The organism is Ruficoccus sp. ZRK36 (genome assembly GCF_019603315.1).
In the GTDB taxonomy this organism is placed as follows: domain Bacteria; phylum Verrucomicrobiota; class Verrucomicrobiia; order Opitutales; family Cerasicoccaceae; genus Ruficoccus.
In genome coordinates, this window is the sequence record NZ_CP080649.1 from 1,928,007 (window position 1) to 1,954,439 (window position 26,433).

Annotated in this window: 23 protein-coding genes and 1 tRNA gene; 21 read left to right on the forward strand and 3 right to left on the reverse strand. The window is 59.8% G+C overall.

Going from position 1 to position 26,433, the window contains the following annotated elements; translation table 11 throughout:
• Window positions 1–35 precede the first annotated feature (35 nt).
• From K0V07_RS08480 to K0V07_RS08520, 9 genes are all read left to right on the forward strand, one after another.
• Window positions 36–1,079, forward strand: coding sequence for a LacI family DNA-binding transcriptional regulator (locus K0V07_RS08480; protein ID WP_220620964.1), 1,044 nt, complete (start codon window positions 36–38; stop codon window positions 1,077–1,079).
• Window positions 1,080–1,184: 105 nt separating this feature from the next.
• Window positions 1,185–2,162, forward strand: coding sequence for a phosphoglycerate dehydrogenase (locus tag K0V07_RS08485; protein WP_220620965.1), 978 nt, complete (start codon window positions 1,185–1,187; stop codon window positions 2,160–2,162).
• Between the two features lie 130 nt (window positions 2,163–2,292).
• On the forward strand, window positions 2,293–3,393 hold the full coding sequence (locus K0V07_RS08490) for an Ldh family oxidoreductase (RefSeq protein ID WP_220620966.1): 1,101 nt from the start codon (window positions 2,293–2,295) through the stop codon (window positions 3,391–3,393).
• 81 nt (window positions 3,394–3,474) lie between these two features.
• Entirely contained in the window at window positions 3,475–3,948 is a 474-nt protein-coding gene (locus K0V07_RS08495; RefSeq protein WP_220620967.1) for a hypothetical protein, read from the forward strand.
• A gap of 47 nt (window positions 3,949–3,995) precedes the next feature.
• Window positions 3,996–5,093: a sugar kinase gene (locus tag K0V07_RS08500; protein ID WP_220620968.1), complete on the forward strand. Its 1,098-nt coding sequence runs from the start codon at window positions 3,996–3,998 to the stop codon at window positions 5,091–5,093.
• A 58-nt stretch (window positions 5,094–5,151) separates the two neighbouring features.
• On the forward strand, window positions 5,152–5,550 hold the full coding sequence (locus K0V07_RS08505) for a GxxExxY protein (RefSeq protein ID WP_220620969.1): 399 nt from the start codon (window positions 5,152–5,154) through the stop codon (window positions 5,548–5,550).
• A gap of 34 nt (window positions 5,551–5,584) precedes the next feature.
• The gene (locus K0V07_RS08510; protein ID WP_220620970.1) at window positions 5,585–6,364 is read left to right on the forward strand and encodes an SDR family oxidoreductase; all 780 of its coding nucleotides are present in this window, start codon (window positions 5,585–5,587) and stop codon (window positions 6,362–6,364) included.
• A gap of 193 nt (window positions 6,365–6,557) precedes the next feature.
• Complete coding sequence (gene uxaC, locus K0V07_RS08515) at window positions 6,558–7,967, forward strand: glucuronate isomerase (protein ID WP_220620971.1); 1,410 nt, start codon at window positions 6,558–6,560, stop codon at window positions 7,965–7,967.
• Between the two features lie 24 nt (window positions 7,968–7,991).
• Window positions 7,992–8,699 carry a thioredoxin-like domain-containing protein gene (locus K0V07_RS08520; protein ID WP_220620972.1) on the forward strand — a complete coding sequence of 236 codons (708 nt, stop codon included), beginning with the start codon at window positions 7,992–7,994 and terminating at the stop codon, window positions 8,697–8,699.
• 17 nt (window positions 8,700–8,716) lie between these two features.
• Here the strand turns inward: K0V07_RS08520 and K0V07_RS08525 are convergent, their stop codons facing one another.
• Window positions 8,717–10,165 (reverse strand): DUF2867 domain-containing protein, encoded by a 1,449-nt coding sequence (locus tag K0V07_RS08525; RefSeq protein ID WP_220620973.1) that lies wholly within the window; start codon window positions 10,163–10,165, stop codon window positions 8,717–8,719.
• A 67-nt stretch (window positions 10,166–10,232) separates the two neighbouring features.
• A complete protein-coding gene (locus tag K0V07_RS08530) occupies window positions 10,233–11,543 on the reverse strand; it encodes an acetylxylan esterase (protein ID WP_220620974.1) in 1,311 nt (436 codons plus the stop codon).
• A gap of 275 nt (window positions 11,544–11,818) precedes the next feature.
• Between K0V07_RS08530 and K0V07_RS08535 the strand changes: the two genes are divergently transcribed.
• The 3 genes from K0V07_RS08535 to K0V07_RS08545 are packed head-to-tail and all read left to right on the forward strand — an operon-like array spanning window position 11,819 to window position 18,573.
• Window positions 11,819–12,973, forward strand: a complete 1,155-nt coding sequence (locus tag K0V07_RS08535; protein ID WP_220620975.1) for an efflux RND transporter periplasmic adaptor subunit — start codon at window positions 11,819–11,821, stop codon at window positions 12,971–12,973.
• 13 nt (window positions 12,974–12,986) lie between these two features.
• Window positions 12,987–16,139 carry a multidrug efflux RND transporter permease subunit gene (locus tag K0V07_RS08540; RefSeq protein ID WP_220620976.1) on the forward strand — a complete coding sequence of 1,051 codons (3,153 nt, stop codon included), beginning with the start codon at window positions 12,987–12,989 and terminating at the stop codon, window positions 16,137–16,139.
• On the forward strand, window positions 16,129–18,573 hold the full coding sequence (locus K0V07_RS08545; RefSeq protein WP_220620977.1) for a TolC family protein: 2,445 nt from the start codon (window positions 16,129–16,131) through the stop codon (window positions 18,571–18,573). The genes K0V07_RS08540 and K0V07_RS08545 overlap by 11 nt, the downstream gene beginning before the upstream one ends.
• Window positions 18,574–18,713: 140 nt before the next feature.
• Here K0V07_RS08545 and K0V07_RS08550 read toward each other — a convergent pair.
• Window positions 18,714–18,791, reverse strand: a tRNA-Pro gene (locus K0V07_RS08550).
• A gap of 231 nt (window positions 18,792–19,022) precedes the next feature.
• Here K0V07_RS08550 and K0V07_RS08555 point away from each other — a divergent pair.
• The 9 genes from K0V07_RS08555 to K0V07_RS08595 all read left to right on the forward strand — a co-directional run bounded on the left by K0V07_RS08555 (window position 19,023) and on the right by K0V07_RS08595 (window position 26,423).
• The gene (locus tag K0V07_RS08555) at window positions 19,023–20,138 is read left to right on the forward strand and encodes a TIGR02597 family protein (protein WP_220620978.1); all 1,116 of its coding nucleotides are present in this window, start codon (window positions 19,023–19,025) and stop codon (window positions 20,136–20,138) included.
• A 45-nt stretch (window positions 20,139–20,183) separates the two neighbouring features.
• The gene (locus K0V07_RS08560; RefSeq protein ID WP_220620979.1) at window positions 20,184–20,882 is read left to right on the forward strand and encodes a hypothetical protein; all 699 of its coding nucleotides are present in this window, start codon (window positions 20,184–20,186) and stop codon (window positions 20,880–20,882) included.
• Between the two features lie 352 nt (window positions 20,883–21,234).
• On the forward strand, window positions 21,235–21,687 hold the full coding sequence (gene gspG, locus K0V07_RS08565; RefSeq protein ID WP_255567916.1) for a type II secretion system major pseudopilin GspG: 453 nt from the start codon (window positions 21,235–21,237) through the stop codon (window positions 21,685–21,687).
• Window positions 21,688–21,772: 85 nt separating this feature from the next.
• The gene (locus K0V07_RS08570) at window positions 21,773–22,309 is read left to right on the forward strand and encodes a prepilin-type N-terminal cleavage/methylation domain-containing protein (protein WP_220620980.1); all 537 of its coding nucleotides are present in this window, start codon (window positions 21,773–21,775) and stop codon (window positions 22,307–22,309) included.
• Entirely contained in the window at window positions 22,306–22,776 is a 471-nt protein-coding gene (locus tag K0V07_RS08575) for a prepilin-type N-terminal cleavage/methylation domain-containing protein (RefSeq protein ID WP_220620981.1), read from the forward strand. Before K0V07_RS08570 ends, K0V07_RS08575 begins: the two co-directional genes overlap by 4 nt.
• Window positions 22,773–23,438 (forward strand): prepilin-type N-terminal cleavage/methylation domain-containing protein, encoded by a 666-nt coding sequence (locus tag K0V07_RS08580; protein WP_220620982.1) that lies wholly within the window; start codon window positions 22,773–22,775, stop codon window positions 23,436–23,438. The genes K0V07_RS08575 and K0V07_RS08580 overlap by 4 nt, the downstream gene beginning before the upstream one ends.
• Window positions 23,439–23,472: 34 nt before the next feature.
• The gene (locus K0V07_RS08585) at window positions 23,473–24,546 is read left to right on the forward strand and encodes a type II secretion system protein GspK (protein ID WP_220620983.1); all 1,074 of its coding nucleotides are present in this window, start codon (window positions 23,473–23,475) and stop codon (window positions 24,544–24,546) included.
• A gap of 24 nt (window positions 24,547–24,570) precedes the next feature.
• A complete protein-coding gene (locus K0V07_RS08590; RefSeq protein WP_220620984.1) occupies window positions 24,571–25,887 on the forward strand; it encodes a PilN domain-containing protein in 1,317 nt (438 codons plus the stop codon).
• Window positions 25,884–26,423: a hypothetical protein gene (locus K0V07_RS08595; RefSeq protein WP_220620985.1), complete on the forward strand. Its 540-nt coding sequence runs from the start codon at window positions 25,884–25,886 to the stop codon at window positions 26,421–26,423. The genes K0V07_RS08590 and K0V07_RS08595 overlap by 4 nt, the downstream gene beginning before the upstream one ends.
• Window positions 26,424–26,433: the final 10 nt, after the last annotated feature.

The following is a 26,433-nucleotide window of genomic DNA, read 5'->3' on the forward strand; positions in this document are numbered from 1 at the left end:
CCTTAACGTTTCCAGCCTTTCCCAAGCCCAGCACCATGTCAACTCGTCCCTCCAGGCCCGCCACCGCCGCCGCACTGGCCCGCCATCTTGGTTTATCGAGGTGGACAGTCTCGCGGGTTCTCAACGGGCATCCCGGCGTTCTCCCGGCTACGGTTGAGCGTGTGCAGCAGGCGATGCAGGAGCTCGGCTACCAGCCCAACGCCCTGGCCCGTGGCCTGCGTGGAGGGCCGACCGGCACGATCGGCATCTGTTTTCAGGAGATCGAGACGCCGATTCTCGTGCGTAAGAGCTCGATGCTGCAGCAGCTGCTGCGTGAGCAGGGGCGGCATACGATGATCGAGCTGACCGTGGGCAGTCCCGGCCTCGAAGAGCGGATCATCGCGCACTTTCTATCGATGCGGGTGGACGGCATCGTCTTGATCGGCTCGCGCCTGAGCGAGGACGACCCCGGCCCCCGCAATGCGCGCGAGCAGGGAACGCCCGTCGTCTGGATCGACCCGGAAAAGCCCGGCATCGACCACCGCGTTACGCTTGACCGTGCCTATTCGATGAAGCTCAGCCTCGAATATTTGCACAGTCTCGGGCATCGGAGCTTTGTCACACTCGGGCTTGACCCGACCGACGCCTATGGGGCGGCCAAGCTGGCCGGGCTCGCGCATACCGCCCAAAAGCTCGGCCTGAACTGGAAGCAGGATTTTACGCATCTGTGCCGTGAGGGTAAGCAGCAGCATGACTATGCCTATGGTGAACATATGGCCGAGTTGCTGTTGGAGAAAAAACCGGAAGCCACCGCCGCCATCGTGCTCAACGACCGGGTGGCAATCGGTATGATGCACCGCCTGCGCAAGGACGGGTGGCGCTTCCCCCAGGATTTATCGTTGGTCAGCTATGACAACAACGACATTGCGGCCTATGCCTGGCCTCCGCTCACGACGATCGACCAGCGCGTCGAGTCCATGATGCGGGCGGCTGCCGACATGCTTGATGCCCTTATTGAGGGTGGGGAAGCGGCGGAAGCCATTCAGCCTCAGTTGATTCGGCCCACCCTGATCGAGCGCGAATCCGCCGTGCAGGTTTAGGGCCTGCCTGGCTGAGGATTTGTTGAGTTATCGCTATTTCTGATGCTTCGGGCTTGACGCGAACCCTACACGTGTGTGATTTTGGTGGGATTCTATAGTTCTCTCATGGCAAAAATACTCCTTACCACTACCTCCTACCAGGATACACCGGGTCCGCACCACGACCTGCTCAACGGCTCCGGCCACGAAGTCCAGCGCGAGCGCGGCCCGCTCTCCGAGCAGCAGATGCTCGATCTGGTGGGCGACTTTGACGCTTTTCTCTGCGGGGATGACGCCATCACCCGCAAGGTGCTCGAAAAGGCTTCTCCCAAGCTCAAGATCATCGCCAAGTACGGCATCGGCGTGGACAAGATTGATGTCGAGGCCGCTACTGAGATGGGGATGCCGATCTGCTTCACGCCGGGTGTGAATCACACCACGGTGGCCGAGCACAGCTTTGGGCTGATGCTGGCGCTTTTTCGCAACCTCGTGGAGGAGGTCAACTACGTGCGCGCCGGGCAGTGGAAGCGCATCACCGGGCACGAGATCATGGGTAAGACCATCGGGATCATCGGCCTCGGCCGCATCGGTAAGGAGATGGTTATCCGCGCCAAGGCTTTTGGCCTGAACGTCATCGGTAACGACCTGTACTGGCCCGAGGAGTTCGCCGCCGAGCATGGGGTCGAGCGTGCCGAGACCTTTGATGAGATTTTTGAAAAGGCGGACATTATTTCGCTGCACACCAACCTCACCGCCGAGACCCGCGACCTCATCAGTGCCAAGTCCATGGCCAAGATGAAGGACGGCGTTATCATCCTCAACTGCGCCCGTGGTGAGCTGGTCAACACCGCCGATATGGTGGAGGGGCTCAAGTCCGGCAAAATCGGCGGCTACGGTGCGGACGTGCTCGATGAAGAGCCGCCCAGTGCCGACCATCCGCTGCTGAGTGCTCCGCACTGCGTGATCACGCCGCATATCGGCTCGCGCACGCACGAGTCCGTGCAGCGTCAGGCTATCATGGCCACCAAAAACCTGCTCCTGTGCCTCGAAGGCAAACCGCCGCTGGCCCAGATCAACGACGTTCCCGTCCCCGCTTTAGACTAAATTTTATTTTTGGTCACAGCGTTCACAGAGGAGGCCCAGAGAACACAGAGTTTTCAGAATAATATTTCTCCGAGTGCTCTGTGCTTTCTCTGTGAGCTCTGTGGCCAGCCAATTAAAAATATCCCATATCATGTCCGAAACTTTCTACATCGTTCCCGAGTCCGAGCATAACGCTCTGGTCGTTGCCGCCTACCGCCACCGTGGTTTCACCGAAGACGAGGCCGCCGCTGCCGCTCGTTTCTCCGCCCACGCCAGCCGCCACGGCATTCGCACCCATAACGCGATCAAGGCCCTGCACCTCGATCACCTTTTTGGCTCCATGGCTGGTGGCTGTAAGCCGAATGCCCAGATCGAGAAGAAGTCCACCCGCTTTGCCGCGAGTGAGATCTGGAATGCCAACCGCAAGCTCGGTCAGGCCACCGCCTACGAGGCGATGGATACCGCTATTGCGCTGGCGGATAAGTACGGGATCGGACAGGTTTCGGTGGACAACGCCTTTCACTACCTCTGGGGTGGGGGCTACGTGATGGAGGCCGCCGCGCGCGGTTATATCGCCTATACAAACTGTACCGCAGCACTGGCCGAAGTCGTGCCCTTCATGGGTAAGTTCCCCACGCTCGGGACTAATCCGCACTCCTGGGGCTTTCCCACGACGGACGCGGTCGGCTTCCCGCTGGTTGTGGACTGGGCGACCTCCGTGGTTGCGATGGGGCGCGTGCAGCAGTTCGCCCGTGAGGGCACCCAGCTTCCCGCCGGTGCCGCCGTGGACAAGAACGGTAAGCCCACCACCGAGCCGACCGAGGTAGCCGCTCTGACGACCTTCGGGGCACACAAGGGCTATGGCCTCTCGCTCATCAACGAGCTGATGGGCGCCTTCATCGGTGGCTCGCTGCCGACCCTGCGCTCGCGCTGGGAAAAGCAGCCCGACGAGAAGCATACGCCGGCCTTTTACTTTCAGGTTATCCACCCCGAGGCCGTGTCTGGCGGGGACTTTGCCCTTGGTCGCGATCAGGCTGCAAATGTCAAGGCCGTCCTCGCCGACATCCTCGGTCATGGTAACGAATCCTGCATCCTGCCGGGCCAGATTGAGGCTGAGGCTGCCAAGCGCTCGGACGCGGCCGGTGGTCTGCTCTTCTCGCGGGCCGAGATCGATGCCTTTAACGAGATCGCACAGGAGTGCGGCGAGAAGGGCTGGAAGCGGGACGACTTCGCCGTGGCCCCCGATGCCTAAAGGCATGCGGGCGCGCCACCTCGGCGAGTTCGTCGAGATGCGCGCTTGCCGAGCCTGTGCTGATGCGCTACATCCTGCCTCATGAAAGCTTTGATCATCCGTTGTCTTTTCGTCGCCTCCCTGCTGTTACCCGGTCTGCTCCGGGCAGAAACGGTCAATCCGCAGGCGGCGATCATCGGGACCTGGGTGATTGATTCGGAGGAGAGCTGGGCCAACTTTGAGGATTCTTCGGAGTGGGCACAGATGACCCCTGAGCAGCGGGTGGACTTCAGCGCGACGATGTGGCCCAAGGCTCTCGAAAAGCTGCTTTTCACCGCCTACCATTTCTCAAAGGGTGAGATCACAATCGTCCACAAGGAGAACCAGATCCGCATCCCCGCGCGCTACATCACTGCCAGCGGGAAAACCTTGACTGTGATCATGGGCGAGCAGCCCAACGTCACCACGCTGACCATCACCTTTTATAACGCTGATCAAATCAACATCCGCTCAGCCGGTGAAGTCCGCCCCAACTACTATGTGTGGAAGCGGCGCGGTAAGGCTCAGCAGCCCTGAACATTTAAACCATCAAATCCTTAGATAGACCTAAAGAGACACTACCCATGGCCATTGATATCAAGCCCAAGGAATCCTGCCAATATGACATTATCTCGCTCGGCGAGGTGATGCTGCGCCTCGACCCCGGTGAGGGCCGCGTGCACACCGCCCGTCAGTTCACCGCCTGGGAAGGTGGCGGCGAGTATAACGTGGCCCGTGGCCTGCGCCGCTGCTTCGGCCTGCGCGCCGCAGTGGTGACCGCCTTTGCCGAGAACCCCGTCGGTCGCCTGATCGAGGACTTTATCCTGCAGGGTGGCGTCGATACCCGCTTTATCCAGTGGAAGGACTACGATGGCGTCGGCCGTACCGTGCGTAACGGCCTCAACTTCACCGAGCGCGGCTACGGTATCCGTGGCGCTGTCGGCGTGCCGGACCGTGGCCACACCGCAGCCAGCCAGCTCAAGGTCGGCGACGTTGACTGGGAATACATTTTCGGCGAATGCGGCGTGCGCTGGTTCCACACCGGTGGCATCTATGCAGCCCTTTCCGACACCACGCCGGACGTTGTCATCGAGGCGGTCAAGATCGCCAAGAAGCACGGCACCATCGTCTCCTACGACCTCAACTACCGCCCCTCGCTGTGGAAGTCCATCGGTGGCCACGCCAAGTGCCAGGAAGTCAACCGCGAGATCGCCAAGTACGTGGACGTCATGATCGGCAACGAAGAAGACTTCACCGCGTGCCTCGGCTTCGAGGTCGAGGGTGTGAGCGAGCAGATCGGTAACATCCAGGTCGAAAGCTTTAAGAAGATGATCGCCACCGCCGTGAAGGAGTTCCCGAACTTCCAGGCCACTGGCACGACGTTGCGCGAGGTCCACACCGCCACCGTCAACGACTGGAGCGCCATTTGCTGGCACGACGGCGAGTTCTACGAGTCGCAGCAGTACCCGCGCCTTGAGATCATGGACCGCGTCGGCGGCGGCGACAGCTTCGCCAGCGGCCTCGTCTATGGCTTCCTCGCCAAGAACGACCCGCAGCAGGCCGTCGACTACGGTGCCGCCCACGGTGCCCTCGCCATGACCACCCCCGGTGACACCACCATGGCCTCCTGCAAGGAAGTCGAAAAGATCATGAAGGGCGGCGGCGCCCGCGTCGTGCGCTAGAATTGAAAATATATTTATAACCGCAAAGAGCGCAAAGGGCACAAAGAGGTTCGAAACGATGGACGTCGAAGCAGCAGCTGGGACCGTTATCGATGCTGCCATTGAGGTGCATCGCTTACTGGGGCCCGGACTGTTGGAGAATGCGTACGAGCTTTGTCTGGCGCACGAGTTGTCCCTCCGGGGTGTAAGCTTTGTGCGCCAGAAGTGTCTTCCTGTCGTCTATAAGGATTACCAGGTTGAAGATGCCTATCGTGTGGATTTGCTCGTGGAGAATTGTCTGCTGGTTGAACTGAAGTCTGTCGAAAAAATGACTGATGTTCACATGGCCCAGGTCCTTACATACTTAAAATTGTCTGACCTACAGCTTGGATTACTTCTCAACTTTAACACGACCCTTATGAAGCATGGGATTCGACGAGTGGTGCACAATTACCACCCAAGCTCTTCGTGTTCTTAGCGTTCTTTGCGGTTAATCCGAATAACTTAAAACCATGTCTGATTACTTAAACAAACTTTTCTCCCTCGAAGGTAAAACCGCGGTCATCATCGGTGGCACGGGTGAGCTCTGCGGTGCGATGGCCGAGGGCCTGGCTGGTGCCGGAGCCGAGGTCGTACTCGTTGGCCGCAGCGAGGAGAAGGCTGCCGCTCGTCTCGAAAAACTCCGCGCCTTCCACGGCAAGAGCTACTTTGAGTCCTGCGAAGTTGGTGACTCCGAACAGCGCAAGGACCTCCTCGAGCGCGTGCTCAAGAAGTCCGGTCAGGTCGATATCCTGGTCAACGGTGCCGGTGTGAACAGCCCGACTCCGTTCTTCGAGATCACCGAGGAAGAGGTCGACCGCATCCTCGACGTTAACTTCAAGGCCCTGCTGTCCTGCTGCCAGGTCTTCGGTAAGTACTTTGTCGAGCGCGGCCAAGGTGGCTCGATTATCAACGTCGGCTCCATGTCCGGGGTGACGCCGCTCTCGCGCGTGTTCACTTACTCGGCCAGCAAGGCAGCCGTCCACAACCTCTCGAAGAACCTCGCCCGCGAGTGGGCCACGCAGAAGATCCGCGTTAACACCCTCGTGCCCGGATTCTTCCCCGCCGAGCAGAACCGCAAGGTCCTCACGCCTGAGCGCGTTGAGCAGATCATGGGGCACACCCCGATGAAGCGTTTCGGCGAAGCCGCCGAGCTGATCGGTGCGACCATCCTGCTCGCCAGCGATGCCGGTAGCTTTATCACCGGGGCCGAGATCCTTGTCGACGGTGGCTACGCCGCCATGACGATCTAGTGTAAACATCAAGAACTGGCCACAGAGCTCACAGAGGAGGCACCGAGCCCACAGAGCGGGTGCTTTCTTTTTTATTCAAAAACAAACACGTGTAAGCTTTTTCGTATTCATCTTTTAAAGACAAACATCTCTGTGCTCTCAGTGAGCTCTGTGACCCAAACATTTTCTCCCGAACCCACCAACCACCACGCCCATGAAACCCTTCATCCACGACGATTTCCTCCTGCAGACCGAGGCCGCCCGGCGCCTCTATCACGACTACGCCAAGGACGAGCCGATCTTTGACTACCACTGCCACCTGCCTCCGCAGGACGTGGCCGCCGACCGCCGCTTCGCGAACCTCTTCGAGATCTGGCTGGAGGGTGACCACTACAAGTGGCGCGCCATGCGCACCAACGGTGTGTCCGAGGAGCTATGCACCGGCGGGGCCGACCCGTACGACAAGTTCCTCGCCTGGTGTAAGACCGTCCCCAACACCCTGCGTAACCCGCTCTACCACTGGAGCCATCTGGAGCTGGTGCGCTACTTCGGGATCGACGAGATCGTCAACGAAAAGACGGCCCCGGCCATCTGGGAGGCCGCCAACGCTCGTCTGGCCGAGCCCGACATGAGCGCCAAGGGTATTCTCGACAAGTTTGATGTGCGTGTGGTCTGCACGACGGATGATCCGGTTGACTCGCTGGAGCACCATCAGGCCATCGCCGCCTCCGGGATCAAGACCCGCATCTACCCGACCTTCCGCCCTGACAAGGCCATGCAGCTCGCTGACCTCGACGCCTACGGCGCGTGGTGTGACAAGCTCGCCGCCGTCTCCGGCGTGGACACCGGCACCTTCCAGGGACTGCTTGATGGTATCAAGCAGCGCCACGACTTCTTCCACAGCATGGGAGGGCGTCTCTCCGACCACGGCATGAACCACTGCCCGACGGAGATCTGCGACAAGGCCGAAGCGACCCGTATCTTTGAGAAGACCCGCGCCAAGCAGGCCGTGACTCCGGCCGAGGAAAACCGTCTCGCGGGTTTCCTCATGGTTTACTTCGGTCAGCTCGACGCTGAGAAGGGCTGGACGAAGCAGCTCCACCTCGGCGCCATGCGTAATAACAACGCAGCCTCGCTGCGTAACCTCGGCCCGGACACCGGCTTTGACTCGATCGGTGATTACCCGCAGGGCGTGGCGCTCTCGCGCTACCTCGACGCGCTGGCCACCGACGGCTGCCTGCCGAAGATCGTCATGTACAACCTCAACCCGGCCGACAACTACCTCTTTGCCACCATGGCGGGTAACTTCCAGGACGGCACCGAGGCCGGTAAGATCCAGTTCGGCAGCGGCTGGTGGTTCCTCGATCAAAAGGAGGGTATGGAGATGCAGATGAATGCGCTGGGTAACCTCGGCCTGTTCTCACGCTTTGTCGGTATGCTGACGGACTCCCGCAGCTTCCTGAGCTACCCGCGCCACGAGTATTTCCGCCGCGTGATGTGTAATCTCGTCGGTGGCGAAATGGAGCGCGGTGAGCTGCCGGGTGACTTCGAGCTGGTCGGCGGGATGATCAAAAACATCTGCTTCGATAACGCGCGTAACTTCTTTGGGCTGGAACTCGGGTAAAATAAGTCTGATAGTGTCGGCGTCATGCGCCGTCTTATCTGTTTTTTCCTGCTGCTCGCAGCTAGCTTTTCGCACGCCCGCACCTGGACGGATGTCCAGGGGCGGACCATGGATGCCGAGGCCGTCTCCTTTGAGGGAGACGGCTTGGTCAACTTCCGTAAGACCGACGGGATGGTCTATTCCTTTCCGTTGGCTTCATTGTGCGCTGAGGACCAGGCCTATCTTCAGGAGCAGCTCGCCACTGGCCAGTTAAAGGCTGCCCCGCTGGAGCCGACTGGCTTTACCTCCTGGCTGGATATCAATCTCGTATCTCTCCAGAACGGCACGCTGCAGCGTCTGCGTGATGCGGATATGTCACAGGTCAAGTACATCGCCGTGTACCAGTCGGCGCACTGGTGCCCGCCGTGCCGCCAGTTCACACCGAAGCTGGTCAAGTTCTACAACCGGCAGAGGCCTAAGCACCCGAACTTCGAGATCGTATTCGTCAGCAGCGATCGCGACGAGGAGGCCATGCAGAAGTATATGGAAGAGATGGAGATGCCCTGGCCCGCTATCGAGTATGATCGCCGTAAGAGCGGTCAGGTGGATAAGTCCTCCGGCAATGGCATCCCCTGTCTCATGATCTTTGACCGCGAGGGTAATGTGATCATGGACAGCTACACCGACGGCGGAGAAAAGTATATCGGCCCGACCGCTGTCATGCGCCGTTTGGGCGAACTCATCGCCGAGTAGGAGCCTTTCTGGTCCGCCTAGCTTTGATTCGGTGGTGTGTCGGTGGGGGCAGGCTGGGTCTCCGCCAGCTTGCCGACAGAGCGGATCATGGCGCTAAAGATGTACTTGTGCACGAGGTACAGGCTGTACCAGTAGAGCACGCCGGGGAACCCCTGCGGGCGAAAGATCGCGCTCTGGACGAGTCGTGTGCCGCTACCCTCGGGCCAGGCTTCCCACTGCAGCCAGGCGCGGCCGGGCACTTTCATTTCGGCGCGCAGGCGCAGCAGCTTGGGTTCGCGGACCTCCTCGACCCGCCAGAAGTCCACCGTCTCGCCGGGCAGGAGCTTTTGCGGGTCCCGGCGTCCCCGCCGCAGACCCGGTCCGCCCACCACACGGTCCATCATCCCGCGTAGCCGCCAGGCCCAGTTCATGACGAGCCAGCCGCGATCACCGCCGAGACTGCAGAAGGCCCGAAACGCCGCCTCCGGATCGGCGTCAACATGGAGCGTACGCTCTTCCCGGATCGTGCCCTCCCAGTCGATCAGGCGGTAGGTGGGGCCTTCGCCGAGGGCTCCGCTCCAGCGTGTCTCGATGTCGCTGTGGGAGATTTTGATCAAAGCCAGCTCGACCGCCTCGATGTAGGGGAGGGGCTCGATCATCGGAAACAGCTCTCGTGCCCGGCTGATATCCGCCTCCAGCGGCTGGACGATCCCCTCGATCAGAGGCACGGCGAGGCTGTTGGGGATGGGGGTGACCAGGCCCACCCAGCGTGCCGCCAGCCCCGGTGTCAGCACGGGAAGCGGATAGATGAAGCGCTTCAGCCCACGCACCTGCGCGTAGCCTAGCATCATTTCCTTAAAGGTCATAGCGCTGGGAGCACCCACCTCAACGATCCCCAGAGGCGGCTGATTGAGTGCCTCGATCAGATAGGCCAGAATGTCGCGGACCGCGATTGGCTGGACGAGGTTTTTAACCCACTTGGGGGCGACCATGACGGGGAGCCGCTCCGTCAGGTAGCGCACCATCTCAAAGCTGGCCGAGCCCGAGCCGATGATCGGCCCGGCGCGAAACTCCGTCACCGGCAGGTGTTCACGCAGGATGTCACCCGTGCTGGCGCGGCTCTGCAAGTGTCGCGAGACTTGCGTGCTGCGGGGCATGAGTCCGCCCAGGTAGATCGTGTGCGGAATGTGACGTGCAGCCTCGCAGAAGTGCCGGGCAGCGGCGTTGTCCCGCCCCTCGAATCCGCTGCCGCTGTTCATGGAGTGGACGAGGTAGTAGGCGGCGTCAAAGCCCTCCAACTGCCGGGTCCACTCACCCTCGCCATCGAGCAGGTCACCCTGAAGGATGGAAACTTGCGGGAACCACGGGCGTCCCTCCAGCCGGGTCGGATCGCGGGCCAACACCGTCACGTGATGACCCGCAGCGAGCAGGCGGGGAGCGAGACGCCCACCGATATACCCGGTAGCTCCGGTGAGGAGGATGCGCATGCGTTGAATCAATACACCGTGAGGTGTTTTTCAACTCATCGCGGCATCTTGCTGGCCTGTTCGGAAACTATTCCGCTTCAACCGGAGGCTGCTTGCCCTGCACAATATCGTTGAGCCAGAGTCTCTCCTGCGCACGGAATGTCTCGTGGGAGTTGAGCTTCGTGCTCTTGTGGCCAGCCGGGGGCATGGGAATCACTTCCACCGGGCCCTGGATCTGGTTGGCGGCGGCGTAGACGCCGGGAGCCGGGCAGGTTGTGTCACCGAGGCCGACACCGATCAGGGTGGGGCACTTGATCTTCGAGCAGAAGTTGACCACATCGTAGTACTCGGCGGCGCGGCGAACCGCTTCGGGGTCCTTGTCCTTGGTGGCGTAGTACCATTTGGGCCAGCCGGGGGAGTTCCCGGCGACAGGGCCGTTGAGGTCGCAGCCGGCAGGCACATTGGCGATAGCAGCGGTGACGACATCGTTGCAAAGCGCGGCGGTGACAAGCGTCTGCAGGCCACCCTGGCTGCCACCCCGTACGACGAGTATCTTGCCGTCCCAGTCGGGGCGGGTCTTCAGGTAGCGCACTGCCTGGTAGCAGGACAGATACATGCGCAGAAAGTAGCTGGTTTCGCGGTCGTCGTTACCGATGTCTGGATACCTCTTGAGGTCGCCGTTCTTGAGCTCGCTGTAGTACTCCTTCGACTCGTAGATCGGCAGGTCGTGGGCGATGATGTTCATCGCCAGCCAGCCAGACTCGGCAGGGCTGCAGACCCAGCTTTTAGAGAGAGGGTAGACTCCAGCGTACTGCACGATGAGCAGGGCCGGGAGCTTGCCCTTGGCATCCTTGGGGCGGGCGATCTGGCCATGGACTTTGCTGCCGTTGATGTTATCCAGAGTGACCTGCCACAGCTCGACGTCATCCCGGTTGGTGGCTTCCGGCGTGAGCTCGGGGTTCAGCGGGATGCTGTTGATCAGCTTGATCTTTTCGGACCAGAACGCGTCGAAGTCCGCGGGCTTGGGCAGCGAGGGCTCAATCTTTTCCGGGGAGAAGGCCGCACCGGTGATGGCCTTGATGTTGCCGGACTTGACCTCAAACATCAGCGTGCCGGGGTTGTCGCGGGTCGTGGTAAAGCTGCCCTTGCCGTCCGTCAGGGTCACGGTGCCCTTGTCGATGGTGCCGAGGGCGTTGGATTTGACCTGATAGGTAGCCGACTCGGGGGCGGCTTCGCCATCAGCGAGATCAACGGTCTCAATCGTCCAGGTGACATTCTCACCGGGGGTGTAGATGCCGTCTTCGTGGTCGGTGCGGACTTTAAAGTCCGCCGCCCACACGGCGGTGGAAAGGCTCAGGGCTCCAAGGATAAGGAGGGGGTTCAGGCGAGATACATGCATGATGAAACGATGTTAACTGGAGTTACGAGAACAAGCTGGCTGTCCTGCGCTTGGCGGCGGCCAGAGCAAAGCGTTGATTAAGTCGCATGCGAGGCGATGGGTCAAGGCTGTGGTGGGGAGACTGTTGCAGGCACAGGTGAGCACAGGTGCCGGGATGTTTATAGTTGCTGCTCGGACGGTGAGTAGTAACATGCCGTCAGTCCCTTCGATGTTCATACGTGCCAGTTGTCGCTCTCTATCTGGCTGGCCTGTGTGGACACTTATTTGTTTCTCCCATGCTTTTGCATCGCTTCGGATCTATCTGCTCGGGCCGTCGCACGAAAGTGGTCGTGCCCGCTTTTGCGCTGGGGTGCTCACTCGTATTGATGACGGGTTGCGCTCCGAAAAACGAATTTGTCGCGCCGCCACCGCCTTCTGTGGTCGTCGCGCCCCCCTACCAGGGTGAGGTCACTGTCTACACTCCAGTGGGTGGACAGACCAGTGCCCGCGACAGCGTGGAGATACGTGCACGCGTCAGCGGCTATCTGGAGAGCGTGGACTTCACACCCGGCTCGACCGTGAAGACGGGGGACCTGCTTTTTACGATTGAGCCACAGCTCTACGAAGCGGCGCTCCAATCAAGCAAAGGTCAGCTGGACAGCGCAAATGCCAGCCGGGATCTGGCCCAGACGACTTACCAGCGCAACGAGCAGCTCTTTACCTCGGATGCCATCTCGGAGCTGGATCTGCTTCGCAGCCAGGCTGAGCTGGAGCTGAGCGAGGCCAGCGTGTCGCAGGCAGAGGCAGCCGTCGAGTCGGCCAGCCTCGATTTGGGGTACACAAAGATTTACGCACCGCTGACCGGGCGGATTTCCCGCGAGCGTGTCACGGTCGGTAACCTCGTCGGCTCCGGGGAGCCAACCCTGCTGGCCACCATCGTCCAGATGGACCCGATGGACATTTATATCAACATTGATGAGCGCACCCTGCTGACGTTTCTCAAGGAGTATGGCCAGAAGCGCAGCACGGACATGAAGGGCTCAACCGTCTTGCTCGAGCTGAGCGATGGCACGGTCTACTCCCGAAAGGGGCGCGTTGATTACGTCTCCAACCGACTCGACTCAGCCACCGGTACACTGGAGATGCGGGTCAGCTTTCCCAATCCCGACGGCACGCTCATCCCCGGCCTGTACGGTAAGGTGCTCTTCCCGAATACTTACGATGACGCCATCGTCGTGCCCGAGGAATGTATCCAGATGGACATGACCGGCAACTATGTGCTGGTGGTGAACTCCGAGAACGTCGTGGAAACCCGCTACATCGAAAAGGGGCCGCTCGTCGATGAGGGCAGGGTGGTGACGGAGGGGCTCGGGGCGGACGAGCACGTCATCGTCAACGGTATCCAGCGTGCCCGGCCGGGCATCACGGTCACCCCGCAGAACCCGTCCTGAGGAGCGCGCGCGTATGTTCAGTCACTTTTTCATCCGTCGCCCGATCTTCGCCGCGGTCCTGTCCATTGTCATCATGCTGCTGGGGGGCTTTGCCCTCATCACGCTGCCGATTGAGCGCTACCCGGACATTGCCCCGCCCTCCGTGCAGGTCGTAGCGAACTACCCCGGCGCGGATGCCCAGACCGTGGCCGACACCGTGGCCTCTCCCATCGAGCAGGCCGTGAACGGGGTCGAGAACATGATCTACATGTCCAGCACCTGCGGTAATGACGGGAGCATGACGCTGACGGTCTCCTTTGCCACCGGGACAGACCCGGACATGTCGCAGGTCTTCGTCCAGAACCGCGTTAACAAGGTCATGTCTCAGCTCCCGCAGGAGGTGCAGCGGCTCGGCGTGCAGGTGGACAAGCAGATGAAGGATGCGAACCTCTACCTGGCGCTGACTTCACCCGATGGGCGCTACGATGACATCTTTCTGGCCAACTACGTTAACCTCCGCATCAAGGACGAGCTCGCCCGCGTCGCCGGAGTGGGGAAGGTGCAGACCTTTGGCGCCGGTAACTACAGTATGCGCCTCTGGCTGGACCCGGACAAGATGCAGGTGCGCCGCGTCACGGTAGACGAGGTGCTCCAGGCCGTAAAGGAGCAGAACGTGCAGGTCGCCGCCGGTAACATCGGTGAGCCGCCCGCCCCCGAGGGCCAACAGTTTCAGTACACGATTAACGTCAAGGGCCGCCTGAGCGACCCGCAGGAGTTTGCCGCCATCATCCTGCGCACGGGTGAGGACGGGCAGGTCCTGCGTCTGGGGGATGTGGCCGACATCGAGCTCGGGGCCGAGACCTACAACGTGCAGGCTCAGCTCAACGGCATGCCCGCCGCCGCCATGGCCATCTATCAGGTGCCCGGCGCGAACGCGCTAAACGTCGCCAAAGGGATCAAGGCCAAGGTCGCCGATCTTTCCGAGAGCTTCCCCGAGGGGATCGAGATGACGGTGGTCTACGATAACACCCGCATGATCGTGGCCTCGATCGAGGAGGTGGTGGTGACGCTTTTCATCACGCTGATCCTTGTCGTGCTGGTGGTCTACATCTTCCTGCAAAGTTTCCGGGCCACCCTTATCCCCACGCTGACCATTCCGGTCTCATTGATCGGTACGTTTGGGGCCATGGCCGTGCTCGGCTTTTCCATCAATCTGCTCACACTCTTCGGGCTGATCCTCGTCATCGGTATCGTGGTGGACGATGCTATCGTGGTGGTCGAGAACTGTACCCGCCACCTGGAGGAGGGGATGTCCCCGAAGGACGCGGCCTTTAAGACCATGATAGAGGTCAGTGGTCCGGTGGTGGCAACTACGCTGGTGCTGCTGGCGGTGTTTGTGCCCACGGCGTTCATGGGCGGGATCACAGGGATACTTTTCCAGCAGTTCGCGCTCACGATCTCGGTGGCCACGGTCTTCTCCTCGATCAACGCCCTCACGCTCAGCCCGGCGCTGTGCGGGGTGCTGCTGAGAAAAAGCAGCGGGCGCACGAACTGGTTCTTCCGCCTGTTCAACCTCGGGATGGACAAGACCACCAACGGCTACCACGCCACGGTGCGCGCGGTCATGCGCAAGGCCGCTATCGGGGTCATGCTCTTTGTCGGGATGACGGTGCTCGCCATGTGGGGCTTTGTCCAGCTGCCGACCGGGTTCGTGCCTCAGGAGGACGAGGGCTACTGCATCATTTCGGTCCAGCTGCCGGATGCCTCCTCCCTCCAGCGCACTACGGCTGTCATGGATCAGGTCAACGGCATCGTGGGCGACACCGACGGTGTGCAGAACTACATGACCATCTCCGGTTTTTCGCTGCTCGATGGCGCGGCCTCCTCAAACATGGCCTTCTGTATCGCTGTGTTCAAGGACTGGTCCGAGCGCCCGCCCGACCAGCACCAGAGCGTCCTGCTCGGTAAGCTCAACGGCCGACTCACGCGCATGCTGGATGCGATCGGTTTCGCCTTCCCGACGCCATCACTGCCAGGGCTCGGCCTGACCGGTGGCTTTACCTTCATGCTTCAGGACCGCGGGGGTGCTGGGATGGAGACGCTTGAGCAGGTGGCCAACGAGTTTATCGCGGACGGGAACACCCAGTCCGCCATCACCGGGATGAGTACGACCTTCCGGGCCAACGTGCCGCAGCTCTTCGTCGATATTAATCGCGAGCAGGTGAAAAACCGCGGGCTCTCGCTCACGTCGGTTTTTGATACCATGCAGACCTATCTCGGTTCCTCCTACGTGAACGACTTCACGCTCTACAACCGGGTCTTTAAGGTCAAGGCACAGGCCGCCAGTGAATACCGTACAGTCGCCGCCGACATCGGAAAACTGGAGATACCGACCCCCGGCGGCGAGATGACCCCGCTCGCTGGCTTGATCGATGTCAGCGAGGTCCTCGGGCCGCAGACCATTACCCGCTATAATCTCTACCCCTCCGTCAAGGTGATGGGTAACAACGCCGCTGGCTACAGCTCCGGGCAGGCGATGGGGGTGATCGAGAACATGGCCACGCAGAAGCTGCCTACCTCGATGGGCTACGAGTGGACGGATATGTCCTACCAGCAACAGGTGGCCAGCGGGAGCACCACAGTCATCTTCGCCCTCGCCATCGTGCTGGTCTATCTGGTGCTGGCCGCTCAGTATGAGAGCTGGACGCTGCCGCTGTCGGTCTGTCTCTCCGTGCCCACGGCTCTGCTGGGGGCGGTGGCTGCGCTCATGATTCGCGGCTACGATAACAACCTCTACACCCAGATCGGTATCGTGCTGCTGATCGGTCTATCGACCAAAAGCGCGATCCTTATTGTCGAGTTTGCCAAGGAGCAGCGAGACAGTGGCATGAGTCCTTTTGACGCGGCCTTGAGCGCCGCCCGCCTGCGCTTCCGCGCCGTGCTGATGACGGCCTTTTCCTTCATCCTGGGCGTGCTGCCGCTACTCGTCGCCACGGGTGCCGGGGCCGAGAGTCGCAAGGCGATCGGCACCTCGGTCTTTGGCGGTATGCTGGTGGCCACGGCTGTCAGTGTCGTCGTGGTGCCGATGCTTTACTATGTCATTCAGGTGCTGTCGGAGAAGTTCGGCCGCTCCCAACCCATTTCCTCTGCCCCTGCGGGCGACAACGACTCTGGCCATGAAGCCTAGTATTTTCCTTACCCTTTTCGCCTTTCTGCTGGCTGGTGCCGCGCACGCCCAGACGACCGCATCTACTGTCATGTCTGGCGGCGACACCGCCAATACCGCCACCGGTAAAACGCTGTCCACCTACACGATTGCCGTGGTGCGGGACGGAGCCTCTCCGGTCTTCACGGAGCAGGCTGCTATCGTTGAGCAGGAGTTGCGCGGTCTCATCCGGGGTAAAACCGCGATCCGCTTTAAACAGAGCGCGACCTTTGATGCCCAGTGGGACCCCGAAGGAGCGGACGAGGCTCTCCAGGCAGCCTTGGCGGATACGGAGGTGGACGCTGTGCTGCTGCAGGGGCTGCTCGTGATGCAGGCCGCCACTCAGGCCGATAGCCCCTTACCAAAGCCCGTGGTCGGCTCGTGGCTGCAGGAGCCCGAGATGATCAACCTGCTGCTCGATGAAATGGGCCGCTCCACCGTCCCGAACCTCAACGTCGTGGTCGCCGGGCATACCGTGCGGGAGGATTTGAAGGACTTCGTCGGCCTGGTGGACTTTGCCAAGCTCTATGTACTGGTCGATGCCGCCTATGGCGACAGTGTGGCCTTTATCCAGGATTACCTGAATGAGGTCGAGACGGCGGTCCCGGCCGAGCTGGTAGTCGTGGATATGGGGGACTCTGCGCAGGCCGTATTGGATCAACTTCCCGGCAATGCCCGTGCGGTGTATCTTTTTCCGCCTCTGCAGATGGATGAGACCGCTCGCAAAGCGCTTATCGCTGGCATCAATGCCCGGGGCATCCCGTCTTTTGCCTATCTGGGCGAGCCCGCTGTGCGCAACGGGGTGCTGGCAGGCTCAATGCCGGACGTGCGGCTCCAGCTCGCCCGCCGCCAGGCGCTGAACTTCCAGCGGGTGATGAGTGGGGACAAGCCCGAGTCCCTGCCGTCACGCATCCGTATCGAGCCTAAGCTCTACCTCAACGCGCTCACCGCGCAGCAGATCGGCTACGACATCGCGTTCGAGACCGCTGCCGGGGCCGAGGTGCTCTTTGAAAATGAAATCGAAATCGGCGACCCGATCGAGCTGATTGGCGCGATTGACCAGGCGCTCCGGTACAACTTCGAGTACCTCTCTCGCCAGCAGGACACCCAGGTCAGCTACGAGGACAAGCGCATGGCTCTGAGCCCGTTGCTGCCGCAGATCAGCGCCGTCACAGCCTACAATCAGGTCGATGCCGGTACGGTTTATGCCTCTGGCGGGGCCACCCCGAAGGTTGCCGCCAATGTCGGAGTTCGCATCAGCCAGATCATTTACAGTGACAAGCGCTTGGCGAACTTCCGCATCGCGGGGCAGAACTACCAGGCCGCCACGCTGCAGGAGGAGGTCACCCGGCTGGACATCATCCAGGATACCTCGCTGGCCTACATCAACTACCTCTCGGCGCGGGCGGTGGAGCGCATCGCCCGTGACAATCTCGCCGTCACCCGGCGAAATGTCGAGCTGGCCCGCATCCGTGAAGAGGTGGGTACCGGGGGTAGGGAAGAGGTTTACCGCTTTGAGGCAGCCGAGGCTTCGGACCGGGCTCAGGTGTCTGACGCGCAGGCCGCCGTCGAGCAGGCGCTGGTCGCCCTGAACCAGATGCTCGGCGAGGATCTGAGCAAGCGCTGGATACCGCGCGACCTCGCGCTCGATTCCCCGCATTTCCGGGATGTGGTGGACACCGCCTCCGGGCTCATCGGCACCCGTGCCGATTATGAGCGCTTCCGCCTGTTTTCACTCCAGTACGGGGTTTCCCGCAGCCCTGAAGTCGGCGCCTATGACCGGCTCATCCAGGGGCAGGAGCTGAGCCTCGACCAGAAGGAGCGCTCCTTCTACATCCCCGAGGTCGCCGCCAATTTTAACTACACCAATACCTTTCACCAGAGCAGCGAATACAACCCGCTGCTCTACCCGGACGATGATGCCTGGCTCGTGACGGTGGAGGCGGAGCTGCCGATCTTTGAGGGGGGGAGGCGCGTCTTTGATGTGATCCGTCAACGCTCGGTCGTGCGCGGGCTGCAGTACACCCGCGACCTGACCCGCCAGCTCGTGCAGCAGCGGATCCTCAATGCCATCTACTCGCTGGCGGCCTCCCGCTCGAACATCGAGTACAGCCAGGTCGCCGCTGACCGTGCCAACCGCAACCTCGACATCGTCACGGAAAAATACCGCCAGGGCATGGTCAACAACATCGACCTCATCGATGCGCAGAACGAAGCCTTTACCCAGCGCCAGAACGAGACCCTCGCCGTGTACGGGTTCTTGCAGTTCCTCGTCTCGTACATGCGCTCGATCAGCTTTTACGAGTTCTATGCCGACGCTGCCCAGCGGGACGCATGGATTCGCCAGACCGAGGCCTTTATCAACCGTGAGCCGGGGATGGCATATCCCGCAGGTGGCGCCTCCTCCATGCAGTAGTTGAGTCCAATTGGGGCAAATATCCCGGGCGGTCGGCTGATCCGACAATGATCGCTCATAGGCAGGCGTAAGCCGGGCGAGCTGAGATAAACGTCTTAACGGGGGGCCGTTATATCTTGTTGCCAGATACTGGCTTAAAATGGTCGGGCTGAGAGGATTCGAACCTCCGACCCCTACACCCCCAGTGTAGTGCGCTAACCAGACTGCGCTACAGCCCGCGACCAAAGGGGAGAAGAATTACAAAGATTACAGTTCTGTCAAAGAAAAACAAATGGAAGTTTTGGGATTGTGATATCGCGTTTTTTTCTGTTAGCGTTTCGGAGTTATCAGGGGGGATTTAAGGCATAGATGTGCCATTTACGCCTTACCTCTCATAATTTTATTGCGTTTTAGTCGCAATAAGGCCATCTATTGGCTCTTAAATCGCCATCTCATCTATCCATCCTTCAATGAAAATCAGTACCGCTCTAGTCCTCTCCGCAGGCATACTCTCGGCTGCACCGCTCACCAGCACTGCCGAAACTGCCTACACGCCACCCGTCATGGCTTCCAGCACACAACTGCAGGAAGGCCTGAATGTTGTTGGCGTGACCGCTTTGAATGCCATCGAGGCAACCGGCGTCATCGACTCCATTGATAGCGTTGACGGTGAGGGCTATACCACTCTGGTTGTGACCGATGTCCCTGAGGACTGGGGAACCTACGACCAACAAAACCAGGGCGGTATTGTACAATACAACGGCATTGTTGGTTATCAGGATGTGCCCATGTATTACTTGGAAGTTACCTCCGGTGATCAGCAGGGTTTGATTTTGGATGTTGTTGCTACGGAGGCAGGTGCTGAAAATACCCTGACTGTGGGGACTGACCTCACGGGTATGGATGCCATTTTTGCCGACCAGACTTTTGCTGTCCGCCAAAAGCGTACGATTGCCGATGTTTTCGGTGCGGATAATGAAGCTGGTCTGACGGGTGGAAACAGCTTCAGCAGCTCTGATTTGGTGTATGTTTACATCAACGGCAATTTCGAGATGTTTTACTACCAGGAATGGCCTGAGGAGCTTAACAACAATGGCTGGCGACAGATTAGTGATTTTGAAACATCCATGGATGACATCTGCGTCGACCCAGACCTTGGGCTGATTGTCTATATCCGCAATGCAGGGACGACGGTGAATCTCGTAACCGCAGGTGATGTTAAAACAGGCACTGCGCGCACGGCCTTTACCACTGGGCTGAACCCCATCAACATGAAGTTCCCGGTTGGGATGACTTTGGGGTCTTCTGGATTGTACAATGGAGACTCGGAGAATCCTGTTTTACAGGGGGGGATGAGTTTTTCGACCGCTGACCTCGTTTATGTTTTAATCCCGGACGAGAGTCGGTTTGAGATGTACTACTACCAGGAATGGCCTGAGGAGCTTAACAACAATGGCTGGCGACAAATTAGTGATTTTGAAACATCCATGGACAATGTTGAGATCCCAAATGGAGCAATGATTATTGTCTACCGCCGTGCGAGTGAAGCGACGGAGTGGACATTGCCACAACCTTTCAGCCTTTAGTGCTATTGATCTATAATCAATAATTTCACACGAATACCTTTTGAAATGTACAACAAGTTTCACCATTATCTGACTGCCAGTCTGCTCTTAATCGCTACCACTGCTTGCTGGGCACAAACGGCGACGACAACCATCAAATGGGGAGGAGATAACCCCATCGGTAGTTCCTTCTTGCTTAGCGACTCAACTGGCGAGCTCTTTGACAATAACGCCATTGTTGCCATGGGTTACTTTAATGCTGGGTTTGATATCGGCGCTAACGTAACGGATGTGCAGGCTATCTACGATAATTTGGTCGTGCTCGATACTGCAATCGTTGGCGAAGGTGAGCAGTCCTATTACGATGGCTTTGTTACTGCTGATACTACGATTGATACCACTACGCCCGACGGTAGTGCCGCAGTTGGACAAGTCGTCTATTATTGGGTTTTAGCCGGTGTTACCACTTACTCTGAAGAGATTTTGTCCAGCATCGCTGAGATGGCCTTGGTCACGGATAGCTCATGGGATGTCGGTGAAACCCCCGGAGCCATTCCGAATGGTACTGTCAGTGGCAACACCTATAATATCGCGACGAACTACCTCGACACGATTGTTTATGGCACTGACGGTGGTGCTGGAGTTGGTGCTGGTAGTATTACCATTCGTACTGCCCAAGTCGTTCCTGAGCCGGCGTTTTATGCGGCAGGGCTGGGGATCGTTGCTCTGATGGTAGCATGGGTGCGTCGTCGCCGGGCTGCCTAAGTAATCTTTATCCGCTTTGACTTTCCAATCCCCGCCTGTTGGCGGGGATTTTTTTGTCGCGTGGGCTGTGGTGTGCCTGAGTTTAATCAGGGAGCAGATAAGCGGTGGAATGTGTGAAATCAGCGCGTTTAGCTGCAACTTTTAGTGGCCAGAGGTGTTTTAGGCGTCACAGGGAATCCGTCACTCTGGAGGGCAGGGCGGGTTGCCTTCTGCTATCGTGCTTTTTCACCCATGATCGTCACCTATTCGTCATATTCGCCTTCCAGTTAGAACTTGGATTTCCGGCCCGAGCGGTAGAGAATATCCCCTTTGCCGCCCTTGTGGCCAAGACTTCCAATATCCGTTAATTCCTATGATCGACAACCGAGTTCCCCTCTCCGCCGCCAAATCCGTGGCCCGCACGGTCCGGCGCGGTTTTACGCTGATTGAAATCCTGATCGTCATCGCGCTGATCGCCATGCTGGCGGGCGCGAGCATCGTCGCCCTCGACAAGCTGTTCGGAGGTGGTCAGGAGAGTATCGCCCAGACTTTTTGTGAAACCACCGGCCCCACGGCGCTGATGGCCTACCGCCTGAATATGGGCGGCTATCCGACGACGGATCAGGGCCTGGCTGCGCTACGGACGGCTCCCTCCAACGCCGGTAACCGCTGGAAGGGCCCCTACCTGAAAAAGGAGCCTGTCGATCCGTGGGGTAACCCCTACCAGTATCGCCAGCCCGGCACCCATAACACCGACGGCTACGACCTGTGGTCCTTCGGGCCGGACGGTAAGGAAGGCTCGGACGACATCGGTAACTGGGAATAAGCCTGCTTCCTCGGCCGGGAGATTCATCGAGCTTCCGGCCTGCTCGCGCCCTGGCGCTTTCACCCTGCAACGAGAACTGCACGCCTTGCCCTGCCGACATGCCCAGTCCTGTTCCCGTATCCGGGGGTTTACCCTGGTCGAGATCGTCATTGTCATCGGCCTGCTGTGCATGGTGACGGGGCTGGTCGTGAGTAATCTGGAAAACCTCCTGCCGGCGTTCCAGAGTACGCCGCTGGAGGTGCAGTTCCGTAAGGCTGTGCGTGAGGCACGGATCAAGGCGGCGACGTCGAACCACCCGGTTTACCTGCGCTTTGATGACGTGGCGGAGGAGTTTCAGGTGGTGGATCGTGCCCCAGCGTCCGAGGAGGACATGGACGCGCCAGTCATCACGAATCCGGAGGTGACGGTGGAGTTCTTCCCAGTGCCCGCCGAGGCCGAGGGTGGCCTGGGGCGCACGTCGGATGTCGATTGGGATGAGCCGCTCCCTCAGTTGCAGTTTCACCCCTCGGGGGTCTCGCAGCCTGCGCAGGTGCGCTTTCGCTGGCGCACGGGTGAGGAGTCTGTCCTGAGTCTGGACCCTTTCTCCAGCGGACCGCTGGCCAGCAAGGAGCTTTTTGAATGAGCACGCAAGCCCAACGCCGGGGCCTTAGTCTGATCGAGGTCGTGATCGCGCTGGCCATCTTTGCCGGTGTGGTGGGGATGCTCAGCCAGGCTGTCCAGATGTCGGTGCATGCCATGGACACCCTGGATGAGGATACCCGGCGTGAGCAGGAGTTGCGCTTTGCCGTGCGTGAGATCCTTCAGGTGAGCGGCCGCGAAGACATGGAGGACGGCGGCGATATCCAGACGCTCGACTCGGGAAATATTCACTGGGAGGCCGAGGTCGAGGAGACGGATATTGTGGACCTCTTTACACTGCGCCTGACCCTGGAGTGGGAGGAAGTGCCGGGAGACGAGGACGGCCAGGGGACGTACCTGCGTGAGCAGAGCCTGTATGTACTGCGACCCGAGTGGTCGGTGAGTGATGAGCGCTCGACGCTGCTCGATGATAAAACCCGGGACCTGCAAAATTCACGACGCGGCCTATGAACGACTCCCGAACATATCGCCGTACGCGTGGCTTTACCCTGATCGAGGTGGTGCTGTCCATCGGGCTGGGCGGCATGCTGTTGATCGCGGCGGCTTCGTTTTTGTTCGGGATTTTCAGGCTGAAGGTGAACCTGGAGGAGCGGCCTGCCTTCGAGGAGCACATCGAGGGGGTGGAGCGTTTCCTGGACTTTGCCTTCGCCAATGCGATTGCGGACGAAGAGGAGGAGGACGCGCAGCCGGTCGCCTTTGCGGAGATACCCGGCGTGACGCTTGGGCAGGACGAGGTGCTCAGCTTTCGCCTCACGGGCGAGCTGCCGCTCTTTGTCGAGCCGGAGACTTACCTGCCCGAGGTAGACTGCTACCTGGTCTTCAACCGGCAGGACGGGCTCTATCTGCTCTGGCAGAGCGATGAGATGGCAGCGGAGGATTCCGACGACCTGCGCCGCACGCCGCTCTCGCCCTATGTTACCAGTCTCCTCTACGCCTACTATGACGCCGAGGACGACGAGTGGGAGGTCTCCGAGGAGCCTGAGGATGCCGATCAGGGCGGGCTGAAGATGCCCGACATGATCAAAGTGATTTTTACTCACCCAGCGGATGAACACGAGCAGATCATCGAGATCCTGCTCCCAACCTATGATGCCGATGTGCCGCTGGTGTGATCATAGGAGCTCTCCGCGCCGGGGCGCCATACTCATGATCGTGCTGGTCATGATCTTCCTCATCTCGGTCTTGATCGTGAAGGTGATCGAGGACCTGACGATGCAGGTGCGGGCACGCACGGTTCAGGTTTCCCGCGACGAGCTGCGGTTTGTGGGGCTATCGGCTCTGGAGAGTACGCTGGCCGTCCTCAACGAGATTCGTGAGATCGACGGGATGCTGAGTGGACCGGCTCAGGGGTGGACGGATCCGATGGCCTATGCCGATACGCTGACCTGGCCCGAGGGCCTCGAGATCGAGGTAACAGTGACAGACGAGACCGGGAAATTTCCCCTCAATGAGGTCACCGGGTCGCAGTTGGTGGCGTTTTTCGATACGCTGGATGTTGACTACAGCGATGCCGAGACGCTCAGCGACTCCCTGCTGGACTGGATGGATGAGGACGACGATACGCGCCTCAACGGGGCTGAGAAGAACTTCTACGAGGACGAGGACCCGCCCATTTCTCCTGCTAATGCGCCCTTGAACAGTTGGGAAGCTTTGCGTTATATCAAGGGGTTCAAGGAGCTGTTTTTCGACGAAAAAGGCGCGCCAAACGAGCTGCATACGCGCTTCACCCAATCCTTTTCCCTGCACACCACCGCCGATCCCAACATGAATACCGCCCAGGCAGACGTGCTTGAGACTCTCAGCGAGCAATATGGCTTCGATGACGAGTACCTGATCGACCAGCGTAATGGCCAGGACCGCATTCCGGGGACCGATGACGACGAGTTTTTCACCAGCGCCGATGACATCACGGCTCTGGGCATATCTATCGGGGAGACTCCGGCCAGCTACACCTGTGAGGTGCTCAAGATCGAGGTGCGGGTGAGCTTTGGTGAAAAAGCATACCTCCTGACCGCGCTGGTTGATACCGGCGAGGGTTCTGATGATGACGAGGATAGCAGTAGCGGTAATGCCTCTGGCAGCCCGTCTTCGCCCTCGACCTCTACGCCGGGGGGATCGACAAGTACGACGACAGGCGGGGGTAGCAGCACAACAAGCGGTAGCGAGAGCACGTACCCTTTTACGCTCGTAAAGCTGGTAGAAAGTATGGAGATCGATTGAGCGATGGTCAGGCTTAAACAATTTATGCAGGATAACGCGGCGACCATGCCGCGTACGGTGAGCTTTGTGCCGGGTAACCTGTTCTTTACCCGTACGCTTGAGCTGCCCGAGGGGATGCGCCCGGTAGATGTTCCGTCGTTTGCGGAGTTGACGCTGGAGGAGATGTCGCCGTTTTCGCTGGAGCACTTGGCCTGGGGGTACCAGATGGACGCCTCCGCCCGCTGGCTGCTGATCGTGGCGGCCTGCCAGCCCCGCCTACCTGTCGCCCTTACAGCCTCATGGGATGAGGCGCTCTTTGTCCTGCCTGCTTTTTATCCGCTGCTGTGTGCCGGTCAGCCGACGCAGGGTGCACCGGCGATCCTCTATGGTAACTGCCTGACACTTGCGCACTACGGCGAGCAGGCATGCCCGCTGCCGACGGGCTTTACCCATCACCTGATCGAGACCGATGGCGATCCGCTGCCCGAGGCGTTTGCCATTTACGCCAGCGAGCGCCCCTCCGAGGCAAAGGACTCGGGCCTCTTCGTACTGGAGGAAGCCCGCGAGGGTAGGGATGGGACCGTAGCGTTTGATCTGTCCTGTGTGAAGCGGGAGAATGTCGAAAACATGGGGGCTGATATGCCCGCATCCGCTGTGGAGTCACATGATGGCGAACCGATGGCCGATGCCCCGGTGCCCGGTCAGCCTGTTGTCTACCGTATTGATGATACGGATACGATCTGGCCGACGGATCTGCGTGATTCAGCCTTTAAGGCCAGTGAGCAAAAATCCCGCCGTCTGGGGGCCGCTCTCTGGAAGGGGATGCTCATAGCCGGCGCTGTGGCTGCGGTCCTGCTGCTTCTTGCCGTGGGCTGGGCAGTGCTGGCTGGTATGGTTTCATCCCGACAGAGCAAGATCGCCAAGCAGACGCCTCAGATCATGGCGCTGGAACTGAAAGAGCAAAACCTTGAAGAGCTCAAGCAGTTCGCAGGCTCACCCTTCCGGCCCTTTACGATTCTCGAAGCGGTGAACGATGTGAAGCTCAACCGCATGGGGAAGAACGGGGTGTATTTTGATTCAGTGGCCCTGAATAAAGACAATGAAGTCACAATTCGCGGTAAGGCGGGCAGCATTGTCGAGGTGAACCAGTTTGCGGATGCGCTGACGGACTCCGGGCTTTTTGAGCAGATCAGCCCGCCTGACTACCAGTCCCGCGGGAGCGGAGAGGTGCGCTTCACGCTGGAGCTGCGCTACCTGCCGCCACCGAGTGGTGTCGATCCGATTGAGACCGTTCCGGCCCAGAGCGCGGAGTCTCAGGATGAGGCGATCGAGCCTGAATCTGCTAGCGAGGAGGCCGTATGATCCGCCGACTTTTTAAACGTCTGAGCCTGCGCGAGCAGGTCCTGCTAAGCGGCCTGATCTGGTGCGCTTTACTCATACTTTGCGTCTTCTTGCTGGCAGGCATCGTTGGCTCGGTGCGGCAGATGCGCGAGACCGGAGAGATGCTCGACTACCACCGCCAGTGGTATGCGATGGAGCCCATCCTGGAGGATGAGTTACGCGAGGCCATGGAGAAGCTGAATCCGGAGAAGACCTTCTCGGGAGCTGCTCTGGCCGGGCGGATTGATGCCCTGGCGCGCAGCTCGCGGGTGACCCCGACGATCAACACCCCACGCGCACGCGCGGACGACAAGCTCAAGATCTACTCGATGCGGGTGAACCTGCAAAAAGACGGGTTGCCCGAGCTGTTGGAGTTTGATCAGAAAATCCAGGAGGAGTGGCCCTACATCAAGATCGAGAGCATTCGCATCAGTGCGGATAACCGCAACCGCGAGGAGCACGACGCCCTTTACATTATTAACTCATTTGAATTCAATGCAGACCAGGGCCAGCCCTAAGGGGCGCCCG